At 39.8% G+C, this 206-nt stretch carries 1 pseudogene; it reads left to right on the top strand.

The annotated features are described in order from the left end of the window. A pseudogene (locus tag AACW06_RS20840) lies at positions 1-87 on the top strand (SAM-dependent methyltransferase); the annotation flags it as partial. Between the last annotated feature and the right edge of the window lie 119 nt (positions 88-206).

The raw sequence follows: 206 nt of genomic DNA, 5'->3' as shown, positions 1-206 counted from the left end.
TTGAAGTATCACCTTTCTACATGTGCAGAACCATCATTGCTTGGTAGTAGTAATCATGGTTTAGTTATTGCGAAAAAGTGCAGTTAACAAGCAATTTAAGAGGGATTCTCAACGCTTGGCATTTTTGCTTCGACTTCAATTTTAGTGTTTATGGCACAATGCTTTAGGTTGGGTGGAGGCGTTGTTCACCCCTTAATTGGGCGTTA

It is taken from the genome of Vibrio sp. S12_S33 (assembly GCF_963889785.1).
In the GTDB taxonomy this organism is placed as follows: domain Bacteria; phylum Pseudomonadota; class Gammaproteobacteria; order Enterobacterales; family Vibrionaceae; genus Vibrio; species Vibrio aestuarianus.
This window is presented reverse-complemented; position numbering and strand designations above follow the sequence as displayed.